Annotated in this window: 21 protein-coding genes and 1 tRNA gene; 5 read left to right on the plus strand and 17 right to left on the minus strand. The window is 64.9% G+C overall.

What is annotated here, in order from left to right; translation table 11 throughout:
• Window positions 1-1089: a LacI family DNA-binding transcriptional regulator gene (locus G568_RS0111205; protein ID WP_026758122.1), complete on the minus strand. Its 1089-nt coding sequence runs from the start codon at window positions 1087-1089 to the stop codon at window positions 1-3.
• A gap of 300 nt (window positions 1090-1389) precedes the next feature.
• A tRNA-Met gene (locus tag G568_RS0111210) sits at window positions 1390-1466 on the minus strand.
• 296 nt (window positions 1467-1762) lie between these two features.
• Between G568_RS0111210 and G568_RS0111215 the strand changes: the two genes are divergently transcribed.
• Window positions 1763-3118, plus strand: a complete 1356-nt coding sequence (locus tag G568_RS0111215; protein WP_084627392.1) for an FAD-binding oxidoreductase — start codon at window positions 1763-1765, stop codon at window positions 3116-3118.
• 73 nt (window positions 3119-3191) lie between these two features.
• On the opposite strand, the gene hemC is transcribed toward G568_RS0111215, so the two are convergent.
• Window positions 3192-4136 carry a hydroxymethylbilane synthase gene (hemC, locus tag G568_RS0111220; RefSeq protein ID WP_026758124.1) on the minus strand — a complete coding sequence of 315 codons (945 nt, stop codon included), beginning with the start codon at window positions 4134-4136 and terminating at the stop codon, window positions 3192-3194.
• A gap of 100 nt (window positions 4137-4236) precedes the next feature.
• Between hemC and hemE the strand changes: the two genes are divergently transcribed.
• Window positions 4237-5265 carry a uroporphyrinogen decarboxylase gene (gene hemE / locus G568_RS0111225; RefSeq protein ID WP_026758125.1) on the plus strand — a complete coding sequence of 343 codons (1029 nt, stop codon included), beginning with the start codon at window positions 4237-4239 and terminating at the stop codon, window positions 5263-5265.
• Between the two features lie 103 nt (window positions 5266-5368).
• Here the strand turns inward: hemE and hemF are convergent, their stop codons facing one another.
• The 4 genes from hemF to clpS form a co-directional block, all read right to left on the minus strand.
• Window positions 5369-6247 (minus strand): oxygen-dependent coproporphyrinogen oxidase, encoded by an 879-nt coding sequence (hemF, locus tag G568_RS0111230; RefSeq protein WP_026758126.1) that lies wholly within the window; start codon window positions 6245-6247, stop codon window positions 5369-5371.
• 439 nt (window positions 6248-6686) lie between these two features.
• Window positions 6687-7487, minus strand: a complete 801-nt coding sequence (locus G568_RS0111235) for an SDR family NAD(P)-dependent oxidoreductase (protein WP_026758127.1) — start codon at window positions 7485-7487, stop codon at window positions 6687-6689.
• Window positions 7488-7529: 42 nt separating this feature from the next.
• Window positions 7530-8534, minus strand: coding sequence for a class I SAM-dependent methyltransferase (locus tag G568_RS0111240; protein WP_026758128.1), 1005 nt, complete (start codon window positions 8532-8534; stop codon window positions 7530-7532).
• Between the two features lie 4 nt (window positions 8535-8538).
• Entirely contained in the window at window positions 8539-8892 is a 354-nt protein-coding gene (clpS, locus tag G568_RS0111245; RefSeq protein ID WP_026758129.1) for an ATP-dependent Clp protease adapter ClpS, read from the minus strand.
• Window positions 8893-9205: 313 nt separating this feature from the next.
• Here clpS and G568_RS0111250 point away from each other — a divergent pair, with 313 nt between their 5' ends.
• A complete protein-coding gene (locus G568_RS0111250; RefSeq protein ID WP_051202931.1) occupies window positions 9206-10609 on the plus strand; it encodes a D-alanyl-D-alanine carboxypeptidase family protein in 1404 nt (467 codons plus the stop codon).
• Window positions 10610-10631: 22 nt separating this feature from the next.
• Here the strand turns inward: G568_RS0111250 and ccoS are convergent, their stop codons facing one another.
• The 9 genes from ccoS to ccoN form a co-directional block, all read right to left on the minus strand.
• On the minus strand, window positions 10632-10790 hold the full coding sequence (ccoS, locus tag G568_RS0111255) for a cbb3-type cytochrome oxidase assembly protein CcoS (RefSeq protein WP_026758131.1): 159 nt from the start codon (window positions 10788-10790) through the stop codon (window positions 10632-10634).
• Between the two features lie 4 nt (window positions 10791-10794).
• Window positions 10795-12987: a heavy metal translocating P-type ATPase gene (locus tag G568_RS0111260; protein ID WP_026758132.1), complete on the minus strand. Its 2193-nt coding sequence runs from the start codon at window positions 12985-12987 to the stop codon at window positions 10795-10797.
• Between the two features lie 3 nt (window positions 12988-12990).
• The gene (locus tag G568_RS0111265; protein ID WP_026758133.1) at window positions 12991-13449 is read right to left on the minus strand and encodes a FixH family protein; all 459 of its coding nucleotides are present in this window, start codon (window positions 13447-13449) and stop codon (window positions 12991-12993) included.
• The gene (gene ccoG / locus G568_RS0111270) at window positions 13449-14903 is read right to left on the minus strand and encodes a cytochrome c oxidase accessory protein CcoG (protein WP_425423407.1); all 1455 of its coding nucleotides are present in this window, start codon (window positions 14901-14903) and stop codon (window positions 13449-13451) included. Before ccoG ends, G568_RS0111265 begins: the two co-directional genes overlap by 1 nt.
• Before the next feature lie 75 nt (window positions 14904-14978).
• Complete coding sequence (locus G568_RS0111275; RefSeq protein ID WP_026758135.1) at window positions 14979-15875, minus strand: LysR family transcriptional regulator; 897 nt, start codon at window positions 15873-15875, stop codon at window positions 14979-14981.
• Between the two features lie 753 nt (window positions 15876-16628).
• Entirely contained in the window at window positions 16629-17504 is an 876-nt protein-coding gene (gene ccoP / locus G568_RS0111280; RefSeq protein ID WP_026758136.1) for a cytochrome-c oxidase, cbb3-type subunit III, read from the minus strand.
• Between the two features lie 5 nt (window positions 17505-17509).
• Window positions 17510-17734 (minus strand): CcoQ/FixQ family Cbb3-type cytochrome c oxidase assembly chaperone, encoded by a 225-nt coding sequence (locus tag G568_RS0111285; RefSeq protein WP_026758137.1) that lies wholly within the window; start codon window positions 17732-17734, stop codon window positions 17510-17512.
• A gap of 14 nt (window positions 17735-17748) precedes the next feature.
• Complete coding sequence (gene ccoO, locus G568_RS0111290) at window positions 17749-18480, minus strand: cytochrome-c oxidase, cbb3-type subunit II (protein WP_026758138.1); 732 nt, start codon at window positions 18478-18480, stop codon at window positions 17749-17751.
• Window positions 18481-18493: 13 nt separating this feature from the next.
• Window positions 18494-20098 (minus strand): cytochrome-c oxidase, cbb3-type subunit I, encoded by a 1605-nt coding sequence (gene ccoN / locus G568_RS0111295; protein ID WP_026758139.1) that lies wholly within the window; start codon window positions 20096-20098, stop codon window positions 18494-18496.
• Window positions 20099-20312: 214 nt separating this feature from the next.
• Here ccoN and G568_RS0111300 point away from each other — a divergent pair, with 214 nt between their 5' ends.
• Window positions 20313-21152 (plus strand): universal stress protein, encoded by an 840-nt coding sequence (locus tag G568_RS0111300; RefSeq protein ID WP_026758140.1) that lies wholly within the window; start codon window positions 20313-20315, stop codon window positions 21150-21152.
• A gap of 172 nt (window positions 21153-21324) precedes the next feature.
• Here G568_RS0111300 and fnrL read toward each other — a convergent pair whose 3' ends face one another.
• On the minus strand, window positions 21325-22071 hold the full coding sequence (gene fnrL / locus G568_RS0111305; protein WP_026758141.1) for a transcriptional regulator FnrL: 747 nt from the start codon (window positions 22069-22071) through the stop codon (window positions 21325-21327).
• 66 nt (window positions 22072-22137) lie between these two features.
• On the opposite strand from fnrL, the gene hemN reads away from it, so the two are divergent.
• Window positions 22138-23493, plus strand: a complete 1356-nt coding sequence (gene hemN / locus G568_RS0111310) for an oxygen-independent coproporphyrinogen III oxidase (protein ID WP_026758142.1) — start codon at window positions 22138-22140, stop codon at window positions 23491-23493.
• Window positions 23494-23546: the final 53 nt, after the last annotated feature.

Consider the following 23546-nt stretch of genomic DNA (forward strand, 5'->3'; position numbering starts at 1 on the left):
TCATCCTTGTTTGAGATCGGTCTTGAGCGAGGGAACTGACGGCGGCCAGGGGGCAACCTGGTCGTCGTCACGGTTTTCCGCGCCGGGCCGCGCGAGCGTGGCACCGGCACGAAAAGTGAAAGGGAGGGGCGGATGCTGAACGGGCGCCTCTCCCTGCATCAGGTCCAGAAGGCTCTGCGCGGCCTGGCGGCCCATCGCCTCTGGTGTTGTCTCGATGGTGGTCAGTGGCACTTCGAGCAGGCGGCCGATTTCGATCCCGTCGAACCCAACGACCGACAGGTCCCGCGGCACGCACCGGCCCATCAGGCGAGCGGCCGACTGCACCCCGATTGCGAGGAAGTCGTTCGAGGCGAAGATCGCGGTCACGCCATTAAGCGAGCCGAGGATACCGGCCAGCAGCTCCGGCGTGTTGGCTTCGGCCTCGCTCAGTTCGATGAGCGTGGGATCCGGCAGGCCACGGGCCCGGCATTCCGCGTGAAAGCCCGCATAGCGATTGCGGGACCGGTCCGAACTGGCAAAGCGCAGCGCCAGGAATGCCGTCTGCCAGTGGCCCAGTTCGGCGAAGCGCCGCGCGACCTCGCGCGCGGCGACGAAATTGTCGACGTGCGCTGTTGGCAGTCCATCTATTGGATCGTGGAACATCAGGGAAACGGGGATGCCGCGTTCACGCGCCAACCCAAGCGCACTGCTGCGCGCCGGCGCGACCATCGTCACGATCAGGCCATCGACCTCCTTTTCGACAAGTGTCGAAATCGCGTCGCTGTCGGCGTCGGCCTCATAATTCGAACTCGAAATTAGAAGCTGGTAGCCCGTGCCAGCCAACGCTTCTTGCGCGCCCTGTACCGCTTCGGCGAAGACAGGATTTGCCAGGGACGGCACGAGGCAGCCAATTGTCATGGAACGGCTGCTCTGCAGAGCGCGGCCCCTGGAGCTGAAGGAAAATCCAAGCTCGCGCGCGGCGTTCTGGACCCGCTCACGAACATCCGGGCTGGCCGGGCCAGAAGCGTTCAGCACACGGCTGGCCGTTGCCACACCGCATCCAGCCGCGCGGGCCACATCCTTGATGGTAACTTTCGGTCTCTGGGTCATGGGCCACGCTCAATGGAAACGTTTCCACGCTCTTCTAACGTCGATTCTCTACAGGAATGTGACACTCACCAAGCGATGTCGCGCGGTCAAAACGACGTCGAGAAACAGATAGGTTGCCGAAATTTCGCACGCACAACGCTGTCTTGCCGGGCGCGCTGCAATGGGAGGTAATCACGCCGAGACAACGAAAGCATCGACACAGTGGCGTCATTATTCCACCCCGCGCCACCCCGGATCGAGTTCTGCATCCCGGCAGACAGAGCCACATAGATGGAAGTTGCCGATATTATTGAGGGGAATTGGTAGCGGAGGAGGGACTTGAACCCCCGACACGCGGATTATGATTCCGCTGCTCTAACCACCTGAGCTACTCCGCCAAAACCGGTATGCCACTTACGAAAGCTGCCCCACCCCGTCAAGGGCCAAACGCTTCCTCGTCTCCAGAAAGATGCACGCCGCGAAATGCGCGGCTCAGCCCCTGCCCCGCCGCCGCCCTTCACCCCCTGTTTGATCGGGCCCGAGTCAACCAGGGTCAATCATCAAGCCGTGGTCGCTTGCATGTCACCACATTTCCACATCATCATACGCCCAAATGACACAGACAGGAGCATGAACCGTGCTGGAAGACGTCAAGACCATCGTCGGCGCCACTAATGTCAGCGAGGGCGCGGACATGGCCCGCTGGACCCACGACTGGACGGGTATCTACCACTGGCGCCCGCTGGCCGTAGTGCGCCCGGCGAACACCGACGAAGTGTCAAAGGTGATGCGCCTGGCCCATGAAACCGGAACGCCCGTCGTTCCCGTTTCGGGCAATAGCGGCCTGTCGGGCGGCACGCAGGCCGATGGCGCGTTGATGCTGTCGCTGGACCGCATGAACACCATCCGCGAGGTCCGCGCTCCTGCCCGCATCGCGATCGTCGAGGCCGGTGTTGTCCTCACGGCCCTGCACGACGCCGCCGATGCCGAGGGGCTGATATTCCCGCTGACATTCGGCGCGCGCGGCTCGGCGATGATCGGCGGCTGCCTGTCCACCAACGCGGGCGGCTCCAACGTCCTGCGCTATGGTAACACCCGCGATCTTTGCCTCGGGCTCGAGGTGGTCCTGCCCGATGGCCGCGTCATGGACCTGATGAGTGAACTGCACAAGGACAACTCGGGCTATGACCTGCGGCACCTGATGATCGGCGCCGAAGGTACGCTGGGCATCATCACCGCGGCGGTGCTCAAGCTGGCCCCGAAACCCCGCGCCTATGCCACCGCGATGGTCGCGGCGCCCGACCTCGATCAGGCGCTGATCCTGCTCAATCGCCTGCAAGAGGCCACCGGCGGCACGGTCGAGGCATTCGAATACATGCCCCGCACCTATATCGAGGGCCACCTCGCCCGCTTCAACGACGCGCGCGAGCCGTTCGATGACCCCCATGACGTGAACATCCTCGTTGAGGTCGGAACCACCACCCCGCGCGACAGCACCCCCGGCCCCGACGGGCAGGTGCCGCTGACGTCCTACCTCGAGGAGGTGCTGGGATCGATGTTCGAGGATGGCACCCTGCTCGATGCGGTTGTCGCCCAGAACGACAGCCAGCGCGCCGCGATGTGGGCCCGACGCGAGGCCGCCGCCGAGATCGCCCTTGCGCGCCGCCCGATCGTTGTGACGGACATCGCCGTGCCGCTTGACCGGGTCGCGACCTTCCTGACCCGGATCGAGGCGCGATTGCCCACGCTCGACCCCGGCGCCGAAAGTATCTCGGTCGCGCATCTTGGCGATGGCAACGTCCACTTCACCGTCTGGCCAAGCACCGATGACACCGCCGTTCACGACGCCATCAACGAGGCGGTCGAGGACGAAGTGCTCAGGCTCGGCGGCAGCTTCTCGGCCGAGCACGGCATCGGCACCTCCAAGCTGCCCTCGATGAGCCGGCGCAAGAACCCGGTCGCCGTGGACGCGATGCGCGCCATCAAGGCCGCGCTCGATCCCAAGGGCATCATGAACCCCGGCAAGGTTCTCCCGCCCGAGACCAGCTAGCCCTGTGCCCGTGCATCTTCTGGCCTGAAATATCCCGGGGGAGGCGCCCATCGGGCGACGGGGGCAGAGCCCCCTATCGCCAGCTGAAAAAGTCCCGCCCCGCCTGCGTCAACAGGAACGCGGCCATGGCGCGGCCGATCTCGGCGCCATCCTCTACCGGGCCGCTGCGCGCATCGCTGATCACCTCCGAGCCGTCCGGCCGCAGCACCTCGCCGCGCAGGTGCAAGGTGCCGCCCGTGATCTCGGCCAGCCCCCCGATCGGTGTCTCGCACGACCCGTCGAGCCCGGCCAGGAACGCGCGCTCGGCCGCCAGCAGCGTCGCGGTCCCGTGGTCGTGGATCGCGGCCAGCATCTCGGCGGCGCGGCTGTCATCCTCGCGCCGCTCGATCCCGATGGCGCCCTGCGCCACGGCGGGCAGCATGTCCTCGGGGGCGATGGCCGAGCGGGCCACGTGCGCCATGTCCAGCCGGTTCAGCCCGGCCATGGCCAGGAACGTCGCGCTGGCCACCTCCTCGCTCAGCTTGCGCAGGCGAGTCTGCACGTTGCCGCGAAATTCCACCACCTCGAGATGGGGAAACCGGTGCAGCAATTGCGCCCGGCGCCGCAGGCTCGAACTGCCCACGCGGGTCCCTTCTGGCAACTCTGCAAGGCTTTGATATTTCAACGAAACAAAGGCATCGCGCGCGTCTTCGCGCGGCAGGTAGGTGTCTAGGGTCAGGCCCGGAGGCTGCGCCGAGGGCATGTCCTTCATCGAATGAACGGCGATGTCGATCGCCCCCGATGTCAGCGCCTCCTCGATCTCCTTGGTGAACAGCCCCTTGCCGCCGATCTCTTTCAGCGGCCGGTCCTGCACTTTGTCCCCTGTTGTCTTTATGACAACGATTTCAAAGGCTTCCTGATCAAGGTCAAAGGCGGATGACAACCGATCTCGGGTCTCATACGCTTGGGCCAGTGCCAGCGGAGAGCCGCGCGTGCCGATCCTGAGCGGTTGGGCGGGGGTGGGGAGGTTTGCAATCATGGAAAAACCTGTAATCGCGGCAGGTTGTCCTGACAAGCACTGAGGCGCTTGACATCTTGTCGCCGGGGGGTGACGACAGCCCTAAGCGAAGGGGATTACCATGGCTGAAAAGACGATATTGCGCGCGCTTGCAGGTGAAACACAAGATGTGCCACCAATCTGGATGATGCGGCAGGCGGGGCGTTACCTGCCGGAATACCGTGCCACGCGGGCGAAGGCAGGTGATTTCCTTTCCTTGTGTTATAACAGTGACTTGGCAACCGAGGTCACGCTGCAGCCGATCCGGCGCTACGGGTTCGACGCGGCCATCTTGTTCGCCGATATTTTACTTGTTCCCCAAGCACTTGGCGCCGACCTATGGTTCGTTACCGGCGAAGGGCCGCGGCTTTCGACGATCACGTCGCAGGCGGAGCTGGAGCAGCTCCGCCCGGTCGCCGACATCCACGAAACCCTTTCGCCGATCTACCAGACCGTGCGCAACCTGTCGCAAGAGTTGCCGCGCGACATCACGCTGATCGGATTCGCAGGCGCGCCCTGGACGGTGGCGACCTACATGATCGCCGGGCGCGGCACCCCGGACCAGGGGCCCGCGCACGCGCTCAAGCAGGAAAACAAACCCGTTTTCGAGGCCCTTTTGGACCGCGTCACCGAGGCCACCATCGAATACCTCTCGGCCCAGATCGAGGCCGGCGCCGAGGTGGTCAAACTGTTCGATAGCTGGGCCGGATCGCTCAAGGATAAAGATTTCGAAAAGTATTCGCGCGATCCCGCCGCGCGCATCGTCACCGAATTGAAACGCCGCCATCCGGGCATCCCGGTCATCGCCTTTCCGCGCGGGGCGGGTGACAAATACATCGGCTTTGCCCGCGCCACGGGCGCAGATTGCGTTGCAGTGGACGAAACCGTCAGCCCCGAATGGGTGGCAAAACACCTGCAACCCGATAGCTGCGTGCAGGGAAATCTCAAGTCATCCCATATGGTTACGGGCGGCGATGCGATGATCTCGGAGACCCGCCACATTGTCGAGGCGCTACGCAATGGGCCGCATATCTTCAACCTTGGGCACGGCATCACCCCCGATGCCGACCCCGACAACGTCCAACGCATGATCGACGCGATTCGCGGCTGATGCGTGAGGGCGCGAAACGGACGTAGCGTACGTTTCGCGCCCTCAACTGCCAGGTTCGTACGATTGTTGGCCCTGCGCCCGTATTAGCGCGGCGCGGCGCGGGTCATACCCATTTCGCCAGCGGCGGCAGGCTCATCAGGACGGCGTTGGCGTCGTGCCCGGTTTCCAGGCCGAACTTGGTGCCCCTGTCATAGACGAGGTTGTATTCGGCATAGAGCCCGCGATGCACAAGCTGCGCATCGCGGTCGGCGTCGGTCCAGGGTGTATCGCGCCGCGCCTCGATGATCGGCAGGAACGCGGGCAGGAACGCGCGGCCGACATCTTGGATAAAGGCGAAATCCGCCTGCCAGTCGCCGGTGTTGTGATCGTCCAGGAAAATCCCCCCCACCCCGCGCGCGCGGTGGCGGTGCGGGATATAGAAATACTCGTCCGCCCAGGCCTTGAACCGGGGGTAATAGGTGGGGTCGTGGCGATCGCAATGCTGTTTCTGGACGGCATGGAAATGAGCGGTGTCCTCGGCGTATTCGATGCACGGGTTCAAATCCGACCCGCCGCCGAACCACCACGCGCCGGGGGTCCAGAACATGCGCGTATTCATGTGCACGGCGGGGCAATGCGGGTTTTGCATATGCGCCACCAGGCTGATGCCGCTGGCCCAGAACCGCGGATCATCCGCCATCCCCGGCACGCCGCGCGCGGCCATCGCGGACTGCGCCCGCTCGCCCAGGTGGCCGTACACCTCGGACACGTTGACGCCGACCTTCTCGAACACGCGCCCGCCGCGCATTACGCTCATCAGGCCGCCGCCCGCGTCGCTGCCATCGTCCGAGGCGCGGCGCGTTTCGCTCACCTCGAACCGGCCGGCGGGCAGCGCGGCGGTGGGGCCAACGCCCTGGCTGTCCTCCAGCGCCTCGAAGGCGGCGACGATCTCGTCGCGCAGGGTGCGAAACCACGCGGCGGCGGATCGCTTCTCGGTCAGCATGTCGTTGTCTTGGGTCACTCTCTTGCCTCCTCGCCCCATCTGGCGCTGCCTTGTAGCAACCCCCGTCCCCGGGGGCCAGAGGACAGACCGCCCCGCCACCTGCGCGCGCACTTAGATGTTTCTTCTGACTAGGTTCGACATCTGGCACAAGAACGGCGGTGATGGCCTTGAGCGGGCATTGCACAACCGGCTGAGAAGCCGCACATCGTCGGGCCGCGGTGCGGCGATCCTCCGCTGGTGCGGGGCACTTTATTCCAGCCAAATCCGAACAACATCAGAGCGTTGCGCGGACGTCAGCCCAATCGCCGTGCCGGGGGGCGGCCCGGCGATGCGCGGCGGCCTACGGCCGCTATTCCGCGCAGGGCGTTATATGAAATGTCCGCTCAAGGCCATTCATGCCCCCGGATCGTCCGCCGATGCGCTCTCGCTTCCGAGCACTTCAATGCGCCGGGGCACCCACCGGGTCCAGCAGGGTGCGCCCGCCATCCAGCGTCAGGATCTGTCCCGTCATGAAGCGCGAGCCGTCGCTGGCCAGGAACTGCACCGTTTCCGCCAACTCGCGCGGCGAGGCGATGCGCCCCAGCGGCGTGTGCTCTTCGATCTCGCCGCGAAACTCGCTGTTGTCCTTCAGCGCGTCCTTGAGGCTGGCCGACATGACCGAGCCGAACGCCACCGCGTTGACCCGGATACGGTAATCCGCAAGCGCCACCGCCAGCGAGCGCGTCATCTGCTCCAGCGCCGCGGTGGACACCGAATAGCCCAGCAGTTCGGGGTTCGACCGCCGCGCGGCGATCGACGACAGGTTCACGATGGTGCCCGCCGGGCCGCCATCGCGCCCCTTGCTTTGCTTGATCATCCGCTTGGCCACCGCCTGCGACAGGCGCAGCGCGGTCATCAGGTTTTGCTGCAACAGCATCTCGACCGCGTCGTTTTCGGGGTCCAGCGGATCGCCCGAAACCATCTGCCGCGAGGCGTTGATCAGGATATCGACGCTGTCGAAGGCATCGATGGTGGCCGACAACAGGTTGGCAACCGTCAGCTTCTGGCGCAGATCGCCGGCGAACCATCGGAAATTGCGGTTGTCGTCGTTCGGGCCCAACTCCTTTAGCAGGCGCGCCTCGTCCATGTCGGCAAAGACGACATTGGCGCCCTTGTCCACGAAATGACGCCCGATCGCCAGGCCGATGCCGTTGGCCGCGCCGGTGACGATGGCGGTTTTTCCGGAAATTGTGAGGGACATGGGAGGGCTCCGTTGATTCCGAAGGGGGCAGGATAAGCCAGATCAGCGCCGCTGGCGAGACGGGCGCGCGGCGCTGAGCACCTTGAAGCGGCGATCGCCGTCCAGCTCGGTCACTTGCGCGAAGTGCTGCGACAGGGTCGCCTCGTAGGGCAGGTGCCGGTTGGCGACCATCCACAGGCATCCGCGCGGCGCCAGCATCGCAGCAGAGGCGGCAATGAACGCACGGCCCAGATCCGTATCGGCGGCGCGCCCGGTGTGAAAGGGCGGGTTCATCACCACCGCGTCGCAGGCGGCATCGGGGCGCCAGCGGGTCGCATCGGCCCAGTGAAACACAGCGCGCGGATCATCCACGTTCACCCGTGCACAGGCCAGTGCATCATAATCGGCCTCGACCAGGTCAATCCGCCGGACGTCGCCGCATTTCGCCAGCACCCGGTGCGACAGGTAGCCCCATCCGGCGCCCAGATCGACCACATGCGCGCCGATATCGCTGGGCAGCACATCCGCCAACAGTGCCGAGGCCGGATCGACCGCATCGGCGGAAAACACCCCTGGCGCGGTGACATACCCGCCCGCGATCGGCGCGGGGCCTGCACTGGCCCAATCGGCAAAAGCGCCGGCATGGGTGGTCAGCCATATCGTCTTGCCATGTGCCTTGGAAAAGCTTCCCGTGATCACCGCCCGCTTGCGACAATCGCGCAGGATCGAATCGATGCCGTCGGTTTTTTGTCCATCGATCACCAGGAGGCCGCCTTGCGCGGCATCCGCGGCCTGCGCGATCAGGGCACGCGCACGGGCCTTGGAGCGGGGCAGGAATACCACCGCCGCGCCGTAGGCCGTGCCATCGCGGGGCGCTTGTGTGGTGGTCCATCCGTCGGCGTTCAGCGCATCGATATCGGGGCGGAACCCTGATATCATGTCGCAGCGCGCGCGTGGCAGCACCGACAAATCCATGCCCGCACGCGGCGCGAACACGGCGATCCGTCCCTCATCGGGCAAGGCCAGCCCGCCATCGGTCAGGGCCAGCGACAGGCGCGCGGATGTCATGCGCCTATTCTTCCCGTTCCATCGTGCATTGCAGCGGATGCTGGTGCCGGCGGGCGAAATCCATCACCTGCGTCACCTTGGTCTCGGCGATTTCGTGGCTAAACACACCGACCACGGCCAGACCCTTCTTGTGAACGGTCAGCATGATCTCGAACGCTTGCGCGTGATTCATGCCAAAGAACCGCTCGAGGATATGCACGACGAATTCCATCGGCGTGTAATCGTCGTTCAGCAATAGCACCTTGTAGAGCGGTGGCCGCTTGGTTTTGGTTCGCGTTTCGACCACGACCGAGGCATCGCCGTCGCCGTCGTCGCCGCCATTCGGGCTGTCGGACATCTTTTCGTAGCGCTCTGTCATGCTGCGTGTCCTGATGCGTTTCAACTCGGGGCCGGTGACTCTGTATATAACCTGTGGGCCGCCAGTGAAAAGAGGGGGGCGAACAGCGCCCTCACAGCCAGTGTTGGGGATGGCCGCGCGCGCGCCCCAAAATGTTGATCCAAGCCGCCCATGAAGCAAATTTTTATCACAAAAAGAGTGCATTGCGCGCCATTCTTGATATGCTATTCTTTAGCATACAGGCAAGGGTCAGACCGGAAAACCGGCGGCCACAAGAGCACGAGAGGCAGTGATCGTGAAGGCTCGGAACAGGCAGCCGGCGCATGCTGGCATAATGATTCTGGCGGCGGCTTGGCTGCTGGTGGCAATGGTCGGCACAGGTATCGCCGCCCCTTATGCCGCGATGGTGATGGACGCCCGCACCGGCAAGGTTCTGCATTCGCGCAACGCCGACACCCGCCTTCATCCCGCATCCCTGACCAAGATGATGACCCTCTACATCGTGTTCGAGGCCGTCGAAAACGGCGAAATCGGGCTGGATGACAAGGTGCGCATTTCGCGCAACGCCGCGTCCGAGCCGCCCAGCAAACTGGGCCTGCGCGCCGGTCAGCGGATCAAGCTGCGCTACCTGATCCGGGCGGCGGCGGTGAAATCGGCCAACGATGCCGCCACCGCGCTTGGCGAGGCGATCGAGGGCACCGAGGCCGCCTTTGCCCGCCGCATGAACCGCACGGCCAAGGCCCTGGGCATGACGCGCACCACGTTCAAGAACATGCATGGCCTGACGGAATCGGGGCACCTGTCCACCGCGCGCGATATGACGATCCTTGGGCGGCATGTGATTTACGACTATCCGCAGTATTATAACCTGTTCTCGCGCAAGACCGCCGATGCCGGGGTGCGCCGCGTGCGCCACACAAACCGGCGGCTGCTATCCGACTATTCCGGCGCGGACGGGATCAAGACGGGCTATACCCGAGCGGCGGGCTTCAACCTGGTGGCATCGGCGCATCGCGGACGCGAGCGGGTCATCGCAACGGTGTTCGGCGGGCGGTCCACCGCGACGCGCAACGCGCGCGTGGCCGAGCTGTTGGACATGGGATTTTCCCGCGCGCCCACGCAAGTGGCCCTGCGCAAGCCGCAAAAGCCCGCCTATCATGGCTCCAGCCGTCGCGCGGGCAAGACCATCCGCATCGTGACCACCCTGCACCGCAGCCTGCGCCCGCGCCTGCGCCCCGCCCCCGCCACGCCGCAGGTCGCCTCCGCCGCGATCAAGGATGGCGTGACCGAGGCGCTGGCCGAGATACAGGCAACGCCGGACCTTCCCGATGACATCGTGGCGCCGCGCGCGCGCCCCGCAAACCTGACCATATCGCCCGAGGAAGAAGCCGTCATCGTGGCCGCCGCCAGTAGCCTGCCGCAACCGGGCGAGAGCGAGCCCGAGGCAGAAGGCGACAGGGACCCCGAACGCGAGGTGGTCACACGCATCAGCACCTCGGGCGGGCATGACTGGGGCATCAACCTAGGCCGCTACAACACCCGGCACGAGGCACAGGGCGTGTTGCTCAAGACCGCGCTGCGCGAGATGTCCACGCTGGAGGGCTCATTGCGCAAGGTGGTGCCGCGCGGCGGCGGCTATGACGCGCAGTTCATGGGACTGGATCGCGACTCGGCCGATGTGGCCTGCCGGCGGCTTCAGGCGCGGCAGATCACCTGCTTCATGATGGCGCCGGGCTGATCTCGGCGGGCGCATACGCCGCTCATGGCTTGGGGTGATCATCCCATTCGTCGTTCAGGATGCGCCGGCTGTCGCCCTCGGGGTCGTCATACTGGTTTGAGCGGATCGTGTAGATGAACCCCAACAGGCCGACACCGCCCAATAGCAGGGAAATCGGGATCAGGTAGGTCAGGATATTCATGGCGTCACCTTAGCCGCAATGCGTTCAGCGACACCGTAATGGATGACGCGGACATCGCCAAGGCCGCGATCAGGGGCGTGGCCAGACCGGCCACCGCCAGCGGCACGGCGATGATATTATAGGCCGTCGCGATGCGGAAGTTTTCGCGGATGCGCCGGGTCGCGGCGCGCGCGGTATCCAGCGCCTGCGCGATCGGCGACAGATCCCCGCCCAGCAGCACGATATCCGACGCCACCCGCGCCGCATCCAGCGCCGTCGCGGGCGAGATCGACACATGCGCCGCCGCCAGCGCCGCCGTGTCATTGAGGCCGTCGCCGACCATCAGAACATTCCGCCCCTCCTGCGAGAGTTGCTCGATGCGCGACAGCTTGTCATCGGGCAATGCCTCGGCCAGCCAATCGGTGATGCCCAGACGGGCCGCCAGCGCCTCGACCGCCTGGGTGGAATCGCCCGATATCAGGATCACCCGCTTGCCCGCGTCCATCAGGGCACGCACGGCCTCGTCCGCGCCGGGGCGCAACCGGTCACTGAAGGTAAACGCCTGCGGCGCGCGCCCCTCCACCGACAGCCACGCGGCAGTTTCCACCGTCGCGTGCGGCGCCTCCACCCACGAGGCGCGGCCAAGCCGCACCCTCAGCCCCTGCCAGAGCCCTTGCGTGCCGTAGCCCGGCACCTCGGTCAGGTCGGTCACCTTGGCGGGGGTAATTCCGGCCCCGCGTGCGGCCTGTGCCAACGCGCGCGACAGCGGATGCGCCGATGCCTCGGCCAGCGCCAGCGCGATTTGCAGATCGGCGCGCGCGTGGCTGCCCATGTTGGTCAGCTCCGGCGTCCCCTCGGTCAGGGTGCCGGTCTTGTCGAACACCACCGTATCGACGGCCGCCAGACGCTCAAGCGCGGTGGAGTGCTTGATCAGCATGCCGCGCTTGAACAGGCGCCCCGACGCGGCGGTCGTCACCGCCGGCACCGCAAGGCCAAGCGCACAAGGGCAGGTTATGATCAGAACGGCGGCGGCGATGTTCAGCGCAGTGCGCACGTCCCACGTATACAGGAACCAGCCCAGGAAACTGAGCGCCGAGAGGATATGCACCCCCGGCGCATACAGCTTGGCCGCCCGATCCGCCAACGAGGTATAGCGCGAGCGCCCCGATTCCGCGATCGCCACCAGATCGGCCATCCGGTGCAGCGATGTCTCGGCCCCCACGGCCGTGGCGCGCACCTGCAATGGGCCGGTCAGGTTGACCTCGCCGGCGCTGACGGCCTGGCCCGGCGCGGCGAATACGGGCACGGTTTCCCCAGTCAGAAGCGAGCGATCCAACTCCGACGTGCCGCTGACGATCTCGCCATCGACGGGCATGCGCCCGCCGGGGCGCACCGCCACGATATCGCCCACCGCCACCTCGGCCACGGGCAGCTGCACCTCGGCCCCGTCGCGGATGACCATGGCGCGCGGCACCTCCAGCGCGGCCAGTTCCTCGGCCGCCGACCGCGCGATGGCGCGGGTGCGGTGATCCAGGTACCGCCCCGCCAGCAGGAAGAACGTCAGCGCCAGCGCCGCGTCGAAATAGGCGTGCGCGCCCGATAGCGACGTCTCCCACAGCGACGTGATCACCGCCAGAACGATCGCCAGCGTGATCGGCACGTCCATATTGAGCTGCCCATGCCGTAGCGCCGCCCATGCATTGCGGAAAAACGGCTGCCCGGAAAACGCGATGGTCGGCAGCGTGATCGCCGCCGAGATCCAGTGGAACATGTCGCGCGTGGCGTCCGCCGCCCCCGACCAGACCGAGATCGACAGCAACATCACGTTCATCGCGGCGAACCCCGCCACCGCCAGCCGCATCAGCAGGTCGCGCCCGGCCTTGTCGGTCTGGGTGGCGGCGATGGTGCCGGGGTCCAGCTCGTGCGCCTCGTATCCGATGGCGTCCAACGCCGCGATCAGGTCTTGCGGCATTACCTCGGGCGCGGCATCCACCTGCGCCCGCTTCAGGGTCAGGTTCACCCGCGCCTCGTGCACACCGGGATAGGCGGCCAGCGCGCGCTCGACCTTGGCGATGCAGGCGGAGCAATGGATCGTCGGCAGCGACAGCGCGATACGCGCATCGCGCACCGCCACGTCACGTTCGGCCAGCGCCTCGGCCGAGGGAGCAGCCGAACAGGCCGGGCAGGCCGCGATCGAGGGGCGCGCCGCGTCTGCCATGGATCACCTTTTCACATGCAGGTTGAACCGCTGCTGAAACGGTGTGCCATCCGGCGCTATGGCATCCATATGCACCACCCAGTTGCCCCCCGCCAATTCCAGCGGCGCAACATAGGCCGAGCCGTTGAAGCTCAGATCAGGTGCCACGTCCTGCGCCACCGTTGTCGCACGGCCGACCGACACATCCAGCGCGCGCGCCTCAACCGGCACGCCCTGCGCGTCGGTGATCCGCACCACCAGAACGCCATCGCCCTGATCGGCCCGCACGGTCCAGCCAAGCGCCTCTTGCGCGGCCTTTCGCTCGTTGAAGGTCTGGCTAGCGACATAGCCGTTGCGCACCTCCAGCCCCGGAAAGGTCTTGACCGCCGAATAGGCCAGCACAAGGTTAACCCCGATGATTACGGCAAAGGCGGCGGCAAAGCCCAGGAATACATGCCGCCCGGTGAGTTTGCGTTCGGCCATCAATTGCCCTTTCCGTTAAAGATGGTGTCCTTGTAGACGCGGTCGCCGTTGGCGTTGTCCTCGACCCAGATGCGGATATCGACACGTTCACTCATCGCTGGACCGGACCGGGCCGGCGCGGTGACATAGACGCGCTGTTGCAGCGTGCTGTCGGCAGGCACCGGGACCGCGCTGTAGGGCGTGCCCTCGATCTGCAAGCGCAGCGACGGATCGCCCTTGACCGCCAGGTTGAACATGCGTTCCTCGCCATGCTTGTTGCGCAGCCGCACGTCATAGGTGTTGCGGATCGCGCCATCGGACATGGTGACATAGGTCGGGTTGCGCACCGGCGCCACCGTCAGCCCGATATCCGAGCGCACGAACAGCGCCACGATCAGGCCCACGCCAACCAGCGCCCAAAGCACGGTGTATAGGATCGTGCGCGGGCGGAACACGTGCTGCCAGACCGGCTTGGGCGGGTGGCCCGCGCGCTCGCGGGTTTCATCGGTCAGGGCCATGTAATCGATCAAACCGCGCGGTTTGCCGATCCGCTCCATCACGTCATCGCAGGCATCGATGCACAGCGCGCAAGTGATGCATTCAAGCTGCTGACCGTCGCGGATATCGATGCCCATCGGGCAGACGTTGACGCAGGCCATGCAATCGATGCAATCGCCCAATTCCTCGGCGCCCTCGCCCTTGCGGTGCTTGCCGCGCGGCTCGCCGCGCCACTCGCGGTAGCCCACGACAAGGCTATCCTCGTCCAGCATCGCCGCCTGGATGCGCGGCCAGGGGCAGGCGTAGATGCAGATCTGTTCGCGCGCAAAGCCGCCGAACAGGAACGTCGTCAGCGTCAGAACCAGGACGGTGATATACGCCACCGGGTGCGCATCCAGAGTGAACAGATCCCGCGCCAGCGTCGGCGCATCGGCGAAATAGAACACCCACGCGCCGCCCGTCGCCAACCCGATCAGGAACCACGACACCCATTTCGTCACCCGCAGACGGGCCTTGCGGAAATCCAGCTTTTTCTGGCGGTGCAGGCGCAGGCGCGCGTTGCGGTCGCCCTCGATCCACCGCTCGACCAGGATATAGAGATCGGTCCACACCGTTTGGGGGCAGGCATAGCCGCACCACACCCGGCCAAGCGCCGAGGTGAACAGGAACAGGCCCAGCCCCGCCATCACCAACAGACCCGCGATGAAATAGAACTCGTGCGGCCAGATCTCGATCCAGAAGAAGAAGAACCGCCGATTCGCCAAGTCGATCAGCACCGCCTGGTCCGGCAGGCTCGGCCCCCGATCCCAGCGGATCCAGGGGGTGATATAGTAGATGCCCAACGTGACGATCATGATCGCCCATTTCAGGTTCCGAAACTTGCCTGAAACACGGCGGGGAAAGATCGGTTCGCGCGCCTCGTACAGGCTCGGCGGGGCTTCGGGTTCGGTGTTGGCCACAGATTCGCTCCGAAATATGTGCTTGGAATTGTGCCTCTTGTCACAGGGATAAGGCCAGAGGGCTTTGACCTGTGTCAAATCTGAGTCTGATACCTATCTATTCCTTTCGCCCGCCTCTTCCAACGCGGCCTGCCGCCGCAGCCACGCGGCAAAGGCCCGTGCCGGCGGGCGCAACACGCCGGGGCGCGTCACAATGTAATAAGCGGTATCCTCGGGCTCCTCGAACAGCAGCCGCAGACGCCCAGCGGCGATGTCGTCCTGCACCCATTGCAGCACCGTCAGCGATACCCCCTGCCCCTGCCGCAGCCCCTCCAGCAGCAAGTTGCCGGGCACCTGCGTCAGTCCCCCGGCGCGCTGCGTCGCGAGCCCTTTCTTGCGCAGCCAATCGGTCGCCTCGGAGGTACCGTATTCCTGCACCCACGGCAGATCCAGAAGGTCCGCCGGCCCGTCGATCCGCCGATCCCCCACCAGCGACGGCGCCGCCACCACCACCAGCGGCGATGTGAACAGCCGCTCGGCCTGCAACCCCGGCCAATGGCCCAGCCCGTGACGCACCGCGATGTCAATGCCCCCCGGCTCCAGCGCGACGCGCTGCGGGGTGGGGTTGATCATCACATCCACATCGGGGTGGCGATTGCGGAAATCCACCAGCCGCGCCATCAGCCATTGCGCGGCAAAGCTGGGCGTCGTCGTCACCTGGAGCGGGCGGCCCTCGTCGGCATCCCTCAGCGCCTCGACCGCGCGCCCGATGGCCCCGAACCCCAGGCTCAGGGCCTCGGCAAGTTGTCCGCCCTCCGCCGTCAGCGCCAGCGCCCGACCCGACCGATCCACCAGCGCCACGCCAAGGCGCGTCTCCAGGGCCTTGACCTGCTGGCTGATCGCGGCGTGGCTGACATTGAGTTGCGCGCCCGCCGCCGCGGTCGATCCCGTCTCGGCCAGGGCGGCAAAGGCCCGCAGCGCCGAAAGGGGTGGCATATCCAGCCAATCCATTTGTAAGCCTGTCTTACGTATTGCGTTTTTTCCTGAGTCGCATCGTTGCACGTAAAGGCGCATATGTGAAGCACGATCAAATCGGGAAAGGAACGTCTATGATGTATCTATTCGCAAAATCTTTCATGACTGCAACCCGTTTTGAAGACGGCAACCCGGCCCCCGGGGCGCGACCCGGCTCACCGGAAAGCAAGCCGACCCTGTGCGCGCGCGCCTTGCGGACCCCCGCAAAGACGCGAACGGCGCGAGGGTAAGGCGAGGTGTTCGGCGCCTGACAAGAGCCCCCGCGCGCCGTAGGCGGCTGCTCAGGACGTGGTTGGGACTGCTCTGTTGCTACCGTTGGGCGGTCGGTCGATGAGCCGCGCATCGACGGGCCGCGGTGCGGCGATCCTGCGCTGGTGCGCTGGCGCTTTATCCCCGCCAAATCCGAAAAACCTCAGAGCATTACGCAGGTGTCAGCCAACTCGCCGTGCCGTCACGCCAGAGCCGTGCCGATGAAGGGTGGCGCCCCTTCGGGGCGACGGACGTCCCGGCGATGCGCGGCGGGCTTCCCCCTTGATTCCGCGCTGGGCGCTATATCGAAGGCCCGTCGCCGGGCATCCTGCGCCAGGCTTGCGGGTGCTTGACGATCACCGATTTTTCGGGAGGGTAATAAATCGCACCGGCCCTCCAGGAAACGCGCGAACAGGACGGAGAGCCGGTGCTGAACCCATGGGGGTCACCCCCCATGGGTATTCTTATACCCGGGGGCGGTTATTCACCGCCGCCAAGTTGGTGAACATAGGTCGCCACGGCCCGGATCTCGGACTCGTCCAGACGGCCCTGCCACGATGGCATCACGCCGAACCGGGCGTTGATCACGGTTTCCTTGACGGTCGCGTAATCACCACCATAGAGCCAGATCGCGTCGGTCAGGTTCGGCGCACCCTGGAACTGGTCGCCGGTGCCGTCCACGCCGTGACACGAGGAGCAGTTGATGTCGAACACCTCTGCCCCCGCCTCGACCAGCGCCGGATCCTTCGGCTCATAGCTGGGCGACAGGCTCATGACGTAGTTGACGACCTGCTCCACCTCTTCGGGCGGCAGGATTTCACCGAAGGCGGGCATCTGCGACCAGCGCGCGTCGGGGTCTTCCTCGTTGCGGATGCCGTGGGTGATCGTGGTGTGGATGTCCTCGATCGTGCCACCCCACAGCCATGCATCGTCCAGCAGGTTGGGATAGCCCCCCGCCTGCACGCCTGCCGCGCCCGAACCGTGGCACTGTGCGCACCAGGTCTTGAACACGGCCTCGCCAGCGGACGTGGCATAGCTGTTCAGCTCGGGATCCTCCGAGATCTCCGTCAACTCGACCGACGCCAGCCGCTCGTTGATGCCGGCGTTGGCCTGTTCGGCCTGTTCGATCTCGGCCGCGACATTGGCCCGCGTGGACCACCCCAACAGGCCGGGCGTTGCGCCCTTGATGCCGGGCCAGGCCGGGTAGGCGATGGTATAAAGCACCGCCCACACGATCGTGGCATAGAAGGTCCACAGCCACCACCGCGGCAGCGGCGTGTTGAGTTCCTCGATGCCGTCCCACTCGTGGCCGGTGGTTTCGACCTCGTTCTTCTTCTTTTGCGGTTGTTTTGCCATGGTCCTCACGCCTCCTTGGGCCGTGCGTCGCGCGTGTTGGCGGCGGTGTCGTCGTCGCCCTTGCGGGGCGCTGGTGCATCTTCGTGCCGGAACGGAATGTCCGCGACATCGCGGTACGCCTTGGTCGATCCCGGGCGGAAGGCAAAGATCACCACCCCGATGAAAAAGGCGAACAGCGCCAGCAACACCCAGCTATCGGCGAATTGTCTGAGCAGGGAATAAGTTTCCATTACATCCCCCTTTCTCAGCGGCTTGCTTCGGGCGTGAAGGTCGAGAAATCGACCAGCGTGCCCAGCATCTGCAGATACGCGATCAAGGCGTCCGCCTCAGATATGCCGGGCTGCCCGTCAAAGTTGCGCACCTGCACCTTTTCGCCATAGCGCTCGTACAGACCGTCGATACCATCACCGAACGGATCGATCTGCGCCTCAAAATCGGCCTTGGCGTTCTCGATCATCTCGTCAGAGTACGGCACGCCGACCAACGCATGCGTCGATAGCAGGTCCTCGATATGCTCGCCCTCGATCAGGCGGTTTTCAAGGAAGCCGTATTTCGGCATCACCGATTCAGGCACCACCGATTGCGGATCACGCAGGTGATCCACGTGCCACGCGTCCGAATAGCGCCCACCGACACGCGCCAGGTCGGGCCCGGTCCGCTTGGAACCCCACTGGAACGGGTGGTCATACTGCGATTCCGCCGCAAGGCTGTAGTGGCCATACCGCTCTACCTCGTCACGCATCGGGCGCACCATCTGGCTATGGCAGACGTAGCACCCTTCGCGCACGTAGATGTCGCGCCCGGTCAGCTCCAGCGGGGTGTAGGGGCGCATGCCCTCTACATCCTCGATCGTGTTTTCCAGCCAGAACAGCGGGGCGATCTGAACGATCCCCCCGACTGTCACGACGAGGAAGGCGAAGATCGTCAGAAGTGTGATGTTCTTCTCGAGGATCGTGTGTTTTTCCAGAATTGCCATCTCTCCGGCCCTCCTATTCAGCCGGGACCGCGGAATTCGTGGCCTCAACGGCCGGCGAACGCCTTACGGTCATCCAGAGGTTGTAGCACATGATGATGGCACCCAGCAGGAACAGAACCCCACCCAATCCGCGCACCACATACATCGGGAACTTGGCGGCAACCGTGTCAGCGAACGAGTTCACGAGGAAACCGTTTGCATCCACTTCGCGCCACATCAGGCCTTCCATGATGCCGGTCACCCACATGGATGCCGCGTAAAGGATGATGCCGATCGTGGCGAGCCAGAAGTGCCAGCTTACCAGGCTCAGGCTATAGAGCCGCTCGCGGTTCCACAGCTTGGGCACCAGGAAGTAGAGCGCACCAAAGGTGATCATGCCGTTCCAGCCAAGCGCACCCGAGTGCACGTGCCCGATGGTCCAGTCCGTGTAGTGCGAGAGGGAGTTGACCGCGCGGATCGACATCATCGGCCCCTCGAAGGTGGACATGCCGTAGAACCCGACCGAGATCACCATCATCCGTATGATCGGATCGGTCCGCAGCTTGTCCCACGCGCCGCTGAGCGTCATCAGGCCGTTGATCATCCCGCCCCAGGACGGCATCCACAGCACGATCGAGAACACCATGCCCAGCGTCGAGGCCCAGTCAGGCAGCGCCGTGTAGTGCAGGTGGTGCGGACCGGCCCAGATATAGATGAAGATCAGCGCCCAGAAGTGGATGATCGACAGTTTGTAGCTGTAGATCGGCCGCTCGGCCTGTTTGGGTACGAAATAGTACATCATCCCAAGGAACCCGGCCGTCAGGAAAAAGCCCACGGCGTTGTGGCCATACCACCACTGCGTCATGGCGTCCTGCACCCCCGAGAACACCTGCACGGACTTCGACCCATACAGCGACACCGGGATGCTCAGGTTATTGACGATGTGCAACATCGCCACCGTGATGATGAACGACAGGTAAAACCAGTTGGCCACGTAGATGTGCGGCTCTTTCCGTTTCACGATGGTGCCCAGGAACACCGCCAGGTACGCAACCCAGACGACCGTCAGCCACCAGTCAACGTACCATTCCGGCTCGGCGTATTCCTTGGATTGCGTCGCGCCCAGCAAATAGCCCGTCGCCGCCAGCACGATCACCAGCTGGAAGCCCCAGAACACGAACCACGCCAGGTTGCCGCCCCAAAGGCGCGCGGCGCTGGTGCGCTGAACCACGTAGAACGAGGTCGCGATAAGGGCGTTTCCGCCAAAGGCGAAAATCACAGCGCTGGTGTGCAGCGGGCGAAGCCGTCCGAAATTCGCATAGCCCTGCGCCCAATCGAAATTGAGTTGCGGAAATGCCAACTGGAACGCGATCGTCACGCCGACCAGGAACCCGACAACGCCCCAGCCCGCGGTCGCGATGACCCCGGCGCGCACGACGCCATCCATGTATTGCCTCGACAGATCCACGCCCGGCGACGGCTCGTCGGTGCGGCGCAGCGTCCAAAGAAAAAAGCCACCGGCGACCAGCGCGACCGTCAGCGCGTTCACCAGATAGGCCAGATCGCGCGCGTAATTGGCCGCGATCAACGCCAGTAGCGTGACCAGGCCAAGCGCAATCAGCTTGATGTAATTACCCATTTTGCGTCCCTTCGTCTGATCTGTGCGCGAGTCGGTATAATTCGCGCCCCTATTTCTAGATCATGCCACGTAATGATCACATCGGCGAATTGTCGCTTTGATCTGCATCAAAACCGCGCACGCGGTTTCTTGACCCGTGTCAAAGTAACATCATCCGATAATAGCTAGAGTGTCCTCCATCGCCCCCAACGGAGCAGACCCAAAGGAGACCGAAATGGAATTCAAATCCCTACTTTCCGTGCTGACGGACAAGGCCCTCGCCAACCCCGTGCTTGACCAGGGCATCGCGCTTGCAGATGCCAACCAGGCGCATTTCGACGTGATGTGCATGGGCGTCGACCGCAGCCAGACAGGGTATTATTATGCCGGGGCCAACGCGATGGTCCTGCAAGAAACCATCACCCGCGCCCAGGAAGAAGCGCGCGATATCGAGGACGCGGTCAAGGCACGCCTCGGCGTCTCCGGCATTTGGTGGAGCACCGACAGCGGCGTCGCGCAAATCGCCGACCTCGGCCGCCACGTCGCCGCGCGCGCCCGGTTCTCCGATCTGGTGATCCTGCCCCAACCCTACGGCGAAGGGCGCGGCGCCGAGCTTGAACCGATCGTCGAATCGGCCATGTTCGAAGGTCACGCCCCGGTGCTGGTGATGCCCGACAACGCCAAACCGCTAACGCAACCCAAACAGATCGTGCTCGGCTGGAACGAAAGCGCCGAGGCACTGGCCGCCGCGCGCGCCGCGCTTCCCTTCCTGCGCGCGGCCGAAACGGTGCGCGTGGTCGTGATCGATCCGCCCACGCACGGGCCCAACCGCTCTGACCCGGGCGGTCAACTCTCGCAATACCTGGCCCGCCACGGCGTGCGCGCCGAGATCGACGTGCTGTCGAAGACCATGCCGCGCGTGTCCGATGTGTTGATGCGCCACGCGGACGATACCGAATCGGAAATGGTGGTGATGGGCGCCTACGGCCACTCGCGCTTCCGCGAGGCAATCCTCGGCGGCGCCACCCGCAACATGCTGGAACAGGCAAAGCTGCCCGTGTTCATGGCGCACTGATCCACCCGGGGGCTCTCCGGTCACCCGTGGGAGCCTCCGGCAGGAGTATTTCGGGCAAGATGAAGCACAAGACCATCACGCCTGTTTCTTCTGGCCGAAAATATCCCGGGGTGAATTGGCCGCAGGCCAAGAGGGGCAGCGCCCCTCCCCGCCCGGCGGCCGCGCCGGCGGATCAGGCCAGCATGCCCCCGTCGGCGTCGTCGCCCGCCTCGTTCATCAGGCGGCTGAAATCGGGCACCGTCACGTGGCGCTTGCCCTGCAACTCGATCACCCCGTCCCGCTTGAGCGCCGAGATCTGGCGGCTCACCGTTTCCAGGGTCAGCCCCAGGTAATCCGACATCGCCTCCCGCGTCAGCGGCAGGTCGAACACCAGCGGCCCCTCGGTGCCGCGCAGGTTGAGCGTGGCATCGCGCCGCGCGATGATCGACAGCAGGCTGGCGATTTTCTCGCGCGCGGTCTTGCGCCCCAGCACCAGCATCCATTCGCGCGCCGCGTCCAGCTCGTCCAGCGTCATTTCCAACAGGCGCTGCGCGATATGCGGCGTCGTTGTCACCATCGATTCGAACGGTTTCTTGCGGAAACAGCACATCACCAAATCCGTCGTCGCCACCACGTCATAGGCCGCGCCATCGCGCCCCGGGCGGCCGACGAAATCGCTGGGCAGCAGCAGGCCCACCATCTGGGTGCGCCCGTCCTCCATGGTTTGGGTCAGCGTGGCAATGCCGGACACCACCGAGCCGACGAAATCCATCCGATCCCCGGCCCAGACCACGGTCTGACCGGCCTCGAAGGTTCGGTAGAACTTGATCTCCTCAAGATGGCGCAGTTCGTCGGATTCGCACCGGGCACACACGGCCCTGTGCCGGATCGGGCAGTCTTCGCAATCATGCGAGACCACTGAGATTTGATCATTTGGCATGTTTTCTCTTCGCGCGCTTGATCTGGGTCAAGGATGACCAGTTTACCTACCCTTAAGTGTATGCGCATGGAGACCAAAGAACAACTCGCAAAACTGGGGCTGTTTGACGCGAAAGTGCCGCGTTACACCAGCTATCCAACGGCGCCGCACTTCGCGCAGGGCGTTGATTCGTCGCATTTCACCGACTGGATCGGCGCAATCGCCCCCGGATCGGAAATCTCGTTATATTTGCATATCCCGTTTTGCCGGCGGCTGTGCTGGTTCTGCGCCTGCCGCACGCAGGGCACCCAATCGGACAAACCCGTCGTCGCCTATCTTGAGACGCTCAAGGCCGAGCTGGCGATGCTGGGAAACCTTCTGCCCGAGGGCGTGCGCCTGTCGCGGTTGCACTGGGGCGGGGGCACGCCCACCCTGTTGCCTGCCGGCATGATGCGCGATCTGGCCGGGGCCATTGCCGACGTGGCGCCGTTCTCACGCAGCTACGAATTCTCGGTCGAGATCGATCCCAACGAGGTGGACGAAGATCGCCTTGCCGCGCTGGCCGCCGCGGGGATGAACCGCGCCTCGGTGGGCGTGCAGGACTTCAACGAGGAGATCCAGCAATCCATCGGCCGGATTCAGGGCTACGAGGTGACGCGCGACGCGATCGAGGCGATTCGCGGCCATGGCGTGCACAGCCTGAACGCCGATATCCTCTATGGCTTACCGCACCAGACACGCGAGCGAATCACCGAAAGCGTGCAAAAGCTGCTGTCGCTCAACCCCGACCGGGTCGCGCTTTATGGCTACGCGCATGTGCCGTGGATGGCCAAGCGGCAACAATTGATCCCGTCCGATTCGCTGCCCACCCCGCAGGAGCGGCTGGAGCTGTTCGAAACCGCCCGCAAGCTGTTCTTGTGGGACAATTACGCCGAGATCGGCATCGACCATTTCGCCGCGCAATCCGACGGCCTGACCGTGGCGCAGAAGGCCGGGAAACTGCGCCGCAATTTCCAGGGCTATACCGACGATCCGGCCGAGGTGCTGATCGGGCTGGGCGCCTCTTCGATTTCGCGCTTTCCGCAGGGCTATGCCCAGAACGCGCCCGCCACGGGCGCCTATACGGGCCGCATCCGCGAGGGGATGTTCGCCACCTCGCGCGGGCACGTCTTTAGCGACGAGGACAAGCTGCGCGGCCGCATGATCGAGGCGCTGATGTGCGATTTCCGCATCGACACCGCCGAGTTGGTCGAGCGGTTCGCGATCCCCGCCGCGCAAGTGGTGGAGATGTTCGAGGCCGCCGCACGGCAATTCCCCGACGTGCTGGATATCACGCCCGAGCGCCTGTTCATCCCGCCCGAGGCCCGCGCCCTGACCCGCATGATCGCGCGCAGCTTCGACGCCTACGAGATGAGCGCGTCTGGCCACAGCTCGGCGATCTGAACGCGCCCCGCGCCCGCGCGCCCTTGCCAGCCCCGCCCGGCGGTGGCAGCGTA

It is taken from the genome of Sediminimonas qiaohouensis DSM 21189 (genome assembly GCF_000423645.1).
Lineage (GTDB): Bacteria > Pseudomonadota > Alphaproteobacteria > Rhodobacterales > Rhodobacteraceae > Sediminimonas > Sediminimonas qiaohouensis.